5 protein-coding genes and 1 pseudogene are annotated in these 7,632 nt (G+C 57.4%); all 6 read right to left on the reverse strand.

Annotated features, from left to right (window positions below):
- Positions 1 to 110: 110 nt before the first annotated feature.
- A pseudogene (locus ENI00_RS15350) lies at positions 111 to 677 on the reverse strand (M20/M25/M40 family metallo-hydrolase); the annotation flags it as partial.
- A gap of 100 nt (positions 678 to 777) precedes the next feature.
- Positions 778 to 2,031 carry an acetylornithine deacetylase gene (locus ENI00_RS15355; RefSeq protein ID WP_304104297.1) on the reverse strand — a complete coding sequence of 418 codons (1,254 nt, stop codon included), beginning with the start codon at positions 2,029 to 2,031 and terminating at the stop codon, positions 778 to 780.
- A gap of 75 nt (positions 2,032 to 2,106) precedes the next feature.
- Positions 2,107 to 3,003: an acetylglutamate kinase gene (gene argB / locus ENI00_RS15360; RefSeq protein ID WP_304104299.1), complete on the reverse strand. Its 897-nt coding sequence runs from the start codon at positions 3,001 to 3,003 to the stop codon at positions 2,107 to 2,109.
- A 23-nt stretch (positions 3,004 to 3,026) separates the two neighbouring features.
- Entirely contained in the window at positions 3,027 to 5,678 is a 2,652-nt protein-coding gene (locus tag ENI00_RS15365; protein ID WP_304104300.1) for a phosphomannomutase/phosphoglucomutase, read from the reverse strand.
- 92 nt (positions 5,679 to 5,770) lie between these two features.
- On the reverse strand, positions 5,771 to 6,232 hold the full coding sequence (gene dut / locus ENI00_RS15370; protein WP_304104302.1) for a dUTP diphosphatase: 462 nt from the start codon (positions 6,230 to 6,232) through the stop codon (positions 5,771 to 5,773).
- Between the two features lies 1 nt (position 6,233).
- On the reverse strand, positions 6,234 to 7,451 hold the full coding sequence (gene coaBC, locus ENI00_RS15375) for a bifunctional phosphopantothenoylcysteine decarboxylase/phosphopantothenate--cysteine ligase CoaBC (protein ID WP_304104304.1): 1,218 nt from the start codon (positions 7,449 to 7,451) through the stop codon (positions 6,234 to 6,236).
- Positions 7,452 to 7,632: the final 181 nt, after the last annotated feature.

Below are 7,632 nucleotides of genomic sequence, written 5' to 3' on the forward strand. Positions count from 1 at the left end.
GTTTGACGGTGTTCCGCCCTTCGAAACGCCGGCGGATGCCGAGTTGGTGAAGGCCTGTGAACAACTTACCGGCCATACGGCACATGCGGTTGCCTTTGCCACTGAGGCCCCGGGTCGGAAGAGTGACCAGACTGCCCTTCGAACATCAATCGCTCCATCATAATGCCTTTGTGCATGCGCACAGGCTTCAGGCTGGTGGGCTCGCCGATAACGGCGTAACGAGCGTTTGGCTTGCCAGCCTCGGCCAGGGCTCTGGCGCCGTTCATGGAGGTTTCCTCATCCGCGGTTGCGAGGATGATCAAAGGCTGTTTCAGATCGGCGGCTGTAAACGCTTTGGCCGCTTCAATAGCCAGTGGGAAAAACCCTTTCATGTCGCAAGTGCCCAGCCCGTACCAACGGTTATCACGCTCGGTCAACACAAAGGGGTCGCTTTGCCAGCGTTTGTCATCGAACGGCACGGTGTCTGTGTGCCCCGAAAGCACCAGACCGCCGGATCCGCTGCCGAGCGTAGCAATCAGGTTGTACTTGCCGGGCATATCGGGCACCGCCAGAAGCTCGACGGAGAACCCGAGCGCCTCCAACCACTCCCCAAGCGTTCGCACGACCGGCTCGTTGCTGTGATCCCATTCTGCCGACGCGCTGCTGATGGACGGCAGCGATATCAACGTCGTAAGCATCTCCCGCACACCCGGGACAGTTTCAGCCCTGCTGGTACTTTTACGGCTTTCGGTATCGTCGTGGAATTGCTGCATTGTGCCTCCTGATCCGGCTTGCGCGCTATCGGGCATGGCCCCGACGCCAAACTTCAAACGCTGTAATGGCGCGGACAGCGATGGGATAAGCTACCTCGCCTCCTGCGACTTTCCGGGCAACTTCCAGTTCCCGCTCGGTCACGGCCGCAAGGCGGCCTTCCACGGTATTGCCGTTGGAGAGTGACACCCGAACCTTGCGATCCATCCACGTCGCCGCCTGTTCCAGATCTTCAGTATACCAGTTTGTAATCTCCGGGTTTTCCCGGGGCACCACGGGTTCAAGCGCCTCTCTGGGCGGCTCCGGAGCAACCGGCTCGGCTTTGCGCAGGAACACATCGGGCACCATGGCGCCATTGTATTTCAGCGACCATGCCACCGTACCATCGGCAACTTCATCGTTTGAACGCACCGGAATTCCCAGTGCTTCTGAACCCGCCAGCACAGACGCCGTTATTTCTCCGCCCTCAAGCAGCCACTGCCGGTAAAGCGCCAGCAACTGATCGCTGGCGAGCCAACCCAGTGCCTTCAACCGCGCCTCGAAGGCGTTCAACGCACGCCCGGCCCATTGAATCGGGTCCACGCCGGCCTCGCGAGCACAGTAGGCAGCAACCCTGCGCATAAGCCCGCCGTCCCTCAACGTGACCTCAAGGGGCTGAGACGAACTCGCCAGCGTCGCTTCAGGCGAGGCCGGGTTGATACGTGCACCCGGCCAGTTGATTTCCACGCTGCCGGTGTTGGCAGAATTCAGCTCAAGGTGAACGCGATCCGGTGTCTGGGTCAACACGAGCTCGCCGGCCAAACGGGTGATTCCCATGCGCAACAGATCACCACTGCCGAGCTGCTGTCGCGGATCTGGCGCGCAAGGAAGCCCGAATAAAGCCGCCTCTTCTTGCCCTGTGGCTCCATCTGCCGTTACCCAGTTCGGGAACATGGTTGCTTCAAGCACTAACGCCAAGCCCTCTACCTGTAAAGACCAACTGGGGGGTAAGTCTGAAGGGGCTGAAAGCGCCCTTAGCAAGTCCATGGGGGAGCCGGCGTCAAACTCTGCTCGACTGATAACCAATGGCTGGGTCAGCTCAAAGTCCTGCCAGTATGCGCCAGAGAGCACCAGCCGTCCGTCCACTCCGGAACCGATTCCGCCGCGCTCCAGCACCCCGCTCTCGCCAAGCGCCTGACGAGCGTCTGACATGCGCTGATCCGCAAGCCACCACACGCTCGCTTTAAACGCTGCAAAGCCAAGCAGGGCGGCCAGAATCAGAAGGGTAAGCAGACGTTTCATCCGGAAATTCCTCAGGCGCCGCCGCCAGTTGCGGGAAATCGTTAGTTGCGCGAATTGGTTAGTGACGGAAGCTGATCAGTTGCGAGAAATAAGAGTGCCGACGCCCTCATCCGTAAAGATTTCCAGCAGGCACGCGTGGGCCACCCGGCCATCAATGATATGAGCCGTTCGTACACCATTCTCTACGGCGCTCAGGGCGCAGCGAATCTTTGGCAACATACCGCCGTGAATGGTGCCGTCTTCTATCAAGTCGTTCACCTGTTGCGCAGTCAACCCGGTGAGCACCTTGTCTTCCTTGCTCTTCAGGCCGGACACGTTGGTCAGTAGCATCAGCTTTTCGGCCTTCATCGCCTCTGCGACCTTACCGGCAACCAGGTCTGCGTTGATGTTATAGGAGGCGCCATCGGGGCCAACGCCAATCGGCGCAATCACTGGAATCACGTTGCCGCGGGTGAGCATATCGATCACGTCAACATTGATACTGGCCACATCGCCTACGCGCCCGATATCAATAATTTCCGGGCGCTCCAGCTCCGGCGAACGATCAACTACTTCCAGTTTACGGGCGCGAATGAGATTGGCGTCTTTGCCGGTCAGGCCTATGGCCGTGCCGCCCTGAGCATTGATCAGAGACACAATTTCCTTGTTTACCTGACCGCCCAGCACCATTTCTACAACATCCATGGTTTCTGCATCGGTCACCCGCATACCGTTCACAAAGCGCGACTGAATATTAAGTCGCTTGAGCAGTTCTCCGATCTGGGGACCGCCACCATGAACAACAATCGGGTTAATGCCGACCAGTTTCATAAGCACCACATCGCGGGCAAAACTGCTCTTCAGTTCCTCATTTTCCATGGCGTTACCGCCATACTTGATCACAACCGTTTTTCCGGTAAACCGCTGAATGTACGGTAAACCGCGGCTCAGAACGGTAGCCACCTGCATTGCTGTTTCACGATCCAGCGTCATCTTGTTGCCTTAGTCCATCAGTATTAAAAATCGGCCACGAGATCCGGCGCCACCTGCCGAAGCTGGGCCCGGAAAACATCCTTTATTCGCTCCAGAGCATCCTGGGTTTCTGCCTCAAAGCGCAGCACCAGAACCGGCGTGGTGTTGGAGGCGCGGCACACGCCCCAGCCGTCTGCGTAATCCACCCGGATGCCGTCGATCTTGCTGATATTGCCATCGCCAAATTCACCCTCTTGGCTCAGCTTCTCCATAATGGTGAACTTGCTGCTTTCGGTCACTTCAATGTTGAGTTCAGGCGTACTGATATCCTCCGGAAAATCTTCAAACACTTCATCACTGTGACGGTCTTCAATGCCCAGTATTTCCAGAAGTCTCGCGGCTGAATAGAGCCCATCATCAAATCCGTACCAACGTTCGGCGAAGAAAATATGACCACTCATCTCACCGGCCAGCAGAGCGCCGGTTTCCTTCATTTTGGCCTTCATCAGCGAGTGGCCGGTTTTCCACATAATGGGCCGACCGCCCGCTTCGGAAATCACGCCTGCAAGCCTGCGGCTGCATTTCACATCGTAAAGTATGTCGGCTCCGGGGTTTCGTGAGACGACGTCCCGGGCAAAAAGCATCAGCAGGCGATCAGGCCAGATAATCTTGCCCGTATTGGTGACCAGGCCCAGCCGGTCACCGTCACCATCGAACGCCACGCCAAGGTCGGCGCCTTCCGCTTTAACTCTCTCGATCAGGTCGACAAGGTTGGCGGGCTTGCCCGGATCTGGATGGTGGTTCGGGAAGTCCCCGTCAACGTCGCAGTAGAGCGGTATCACTTCGCATCCAAGCTCTTCGATCAGCATGGGGCCCAGTTCGCCCGCGATACCGTTGCCCGCATCCACCACAACCTTGAGCGGCGCTGCGACCGCAATATCGCCAACAATACGGTCGAGATAGGCTCTGCGGACATCTTCGGAAGACTGGGTGCCTCGGCCTGCCGCAAGATCGCCGATTTGAACCCTCCGATAGAGGGCCTGAATACCATCGCCCGAGAGGGCTTCGCCGCCCAGCATGATTTTGAGGCCGTTATAATTAGCAGGATTATGGCTGCCGGTCACCATAACCCCGGAGCCATTTTCAAGGTGATGAGTCGCGAAGTAGAGCACAGGCGTTGGCACGGCGCCCACATGGATAACATTGCAGCCCGCGGCCATGACGCCTCGCGCCAACGCGTCCGCCAAAGCCGGGCTTGAATGACGACCGTCGTAACCGATGCACAGCGACGCCAGACCGCGGCTTATGGCTTCCGAACCTATAGCCACGCCAATACGTTCAACAATGGATGCCGACAGAGTCTCACCGACAATGCCGCGAATATCGTAGGCCCGGAAAATATCCGGTGACATCTCCGCGGCCGAGTCGTCTTCTTCAACCTCCGGCATCTCTCCACCGGTGAAAAACGGGCTGTCATTATTGCCGTTGCCAAAGCCCAGCACATCTTCGTCACCGTCGAGCATGTCAATGTCCGGCAGCTCCTTATCCTGAAACAGGGGTTCGCCGTCCACTGATTCAACCGGTTTGGCGCCCTTCGAAGGCTTGGGGCGGGCGTTGTCCGCCGACTTGGTCACGCGTTTATCCACCACCTGAGATAGCCGGTATAGCACTTCGCTGGCGGCGGCAACCATGTCCCATTGAAAGCTTGGCAGCTTCTGACGTTCACCGCCAAACACCTTGTGGGCCCATTGAATCAGGTTGGCCACCTCGTGACGCAGGCCTCTTTGTGCCCCGATCAGCAACCACCAAACCCATATCGACGCCACCAAAGCTGGCACGCCCACCAGCAAGGCCACCTTTAAAATACTGACAGGGGGCTCCGGCACCACGTTCGGTTTATAGCTGACGACCCAATCCGGGTTGGTGAGTGACCGGGTTTCTGCGACGCTCGTGGCCGCGCTGCCTCCGTTGCTAACGAAAGTGCGGGAAGCACCACCCACTGTTTGAACCAGCGCAAGCTCGCCGCCCAGGCGTTTATTAACAACGGAAAGAAGCGGCTTTAGAGCAGAGGCATCAAAGACCATCAAAAGACTGCCGATAACGGCTTTACTCACCGGGTTGCGCACTGGGGCTGCGATCTGCATATGCCACTGGCTTTTCCGGGGAAAGGCGTCCGGATAGAGAGTTTGGCCGCTTTCTGCGCGGCGTGCCAGTTCCAGTCCAGCGAACCCTAGCAGGCCGCCTCCGTCTCCGTTCCCTGTTCTTGGAATCTGACGGTAAGGGAAAAGAAATGCCGCCTGAACACCTGGCATGGCCGTGACGAGCTTTCGCTCAACGCTCCCGGTATCGGCACCTTCCATCAAGACTGCCACCACGTGGGGCTGGGTTGCGAGGCCGTCTACGCTTTGTTGCATCAACGCAAGATACTGGTTTATGCGCTGAGAAGCCGCGTCGGCTTCGGCGGTTTTCCAGATAGTGAAACGTTTGTCTGCGGCCGGTTGCAGCACCAGAAAATGCACCAGAACAACCGCTACAACGCCCGCGAGCATAACCACCAAAGCCTGCTTTAACGCCGTCGAACCCAGATGTTTGAGCTTTGAGCCTGCGGCTGCCCGGCGTTTCGTTTTCTGTTCAACTTTGTTAGCCGGCTGCTCGTCAACAGGCGCGTCGGAAGCTTTTTTCTTACCCAGTTTCATAGTTCATCCTGAAATTATCTTTGTTGTCCTGGACAAGCACTTATCGGCGAAGTATAGACGCCGCAACAAGTTTCTGCGTTATGACTGAATCGTTATCGAGTGCCGGTAGAACCGAAACCGCCTTCGCCCCGATTGCTGGCATCAAAGTCGGAAACCACCTCAAAATCTGCCTGAACAACAGGCACCAGCACCAGTTGAGCTATCCGCTCACCAATATCGACCGTAAAAGCAGTGCTACCACGGTTCCAACAGGAGACCATCAGCTCACCCTGGTAATCCGAGTCAATTAGCCCCACCAAGTTGCCCAACACGATGCCGTGTTTGTGTCCCAGGCCGCTTCTGGGCAGAATCATGGCCGCCAGCGCAGGGTCCGCAATGTGAATCGAAAGCCCAGTCCGGATCAGCGTCGTATCGCCTGGCGCCAAGGTTAATGGCTCATCGAGGCAAGCGCGCAAATCCAGGCCAGCCGAGCCTTCGGTGGCGTATTCCGGAAAGGCAATCTGGTTGCCGATCCGGTCATCAAGAATGCGTACCTGTAAATTTTTTTTGCTCATGTCATCCCCGCTTCATATGTTCGCCAATCAGCGTTACAAGGCGTGAACCAATCGCCTGTTTGGTATCCGGACCTATCACTTCCTGGCCCCCTTGCGTCTCTTGCCCATCCTGCCAATAAACGGTGACCGCGTTATTGTCGCCGTTGAATCCCAAACCAGGCGCCGACACATCATTGGCAACAATCATCCGCACGTGTTTGCGCTGCATTTTGTCCTTGGCATATCGGGCAACGTCTGACGTTTCAGCCGCAAAACCCACAGTAAAGGGTGCATCCGGGCGCGCGGCAATGGTCGCTAGCGTATCCGGGTTGCGCACAAGTGACAGTGCCATAGCCTCACTGGATTTCTTTATCTTGTCGCTGGCACAGTTCTCAGGCCGATAATCTGCCACCGCGGCGGTTGCAATAAACAGGTCACAGCCCTCATCAACCGCTCGCGAACATGCCTGCAGCATATCCTCCGCGGTCACAACATCACGAACCTCAACGCCTGCGGGCGCCGACAACGTTACCGGCCCACTGACCAGAACAACCTGGGCGCCGGCATCGCGAGCAGCAACTGCCAGCGCATAACCCATTTTGCCGGAACTGTGGTTGCTGATGTAGCGAACCGGATCAATCGATTCACGCGTGGGTCCGGCGGTGATAATCACACGCATGCCTGCGAGCGTGCCGGAGCCCGGCTTTTCATTCATTATCAGCCCCGCAATCACTGCCGCTTCAAGCATGCGCCCGGGGCCGGTATCGCCACAGGCCTGTTCGCCCTGACCCGGGCCTAAAAGCGTTATCTGTGGGTCGTCGTTCAACAACCGGATGTTGCGCTGGGTGCGGGCGTTACTCCACATTGCCTGGTTCATCGCAGGTACGACGACAATGGGCGCCTCGGTGGCGCAACACACGGTGGCCAGGAGATCGTCGGCCATGCCCTGGGCCAACCGCGCGATAAAATCCGCAGACGCGGGCGCAATAACCACCTGATCGGCCCACTTCGCCAGCTCAATGTGCCCCATACCCGCTTCGGCTTCCGGATCAAGCAGGGAGGTACGCACAGGCTCTCCACTGAGAGCCTGGAAGGTCAGAGGCGTTACGAAGGCTTCCGCGCCCCGGGTCATGACCACCCGAACCTCGTTACCGGCCTTTTTAAGCAGGCGCACAAGCTCGGCACTTTTATAGGCTGCAATGCCGCCGGTTATACCCAGCAGAATTTTTTTGACCGCCATAAAGGCTCCGTATCCACTTAAAAAGAAAGGTTTATAAGATAGCATGCTCTGACGATACCGACAGCCCGCCAAACCCCAAGTACGTTTACCGTTTGTTGCTTTTTGGAGTAACCTTTGTAATTGAAGCGTGCAGGACGCACCAAAATCATCGAATAACACGCAAGGAAGCCCGAATGACCAA

This window comes from Marinobacter antarcticus (assembly GCF_011049865.1).
GTDB classification, from domain to species: Bacteria; Pseudomonadota; Gammaproteobacteria; order Pseudomonadales; family Oleiphilaceae; genus Marinobacter; species Marinobacter antarcticus_A.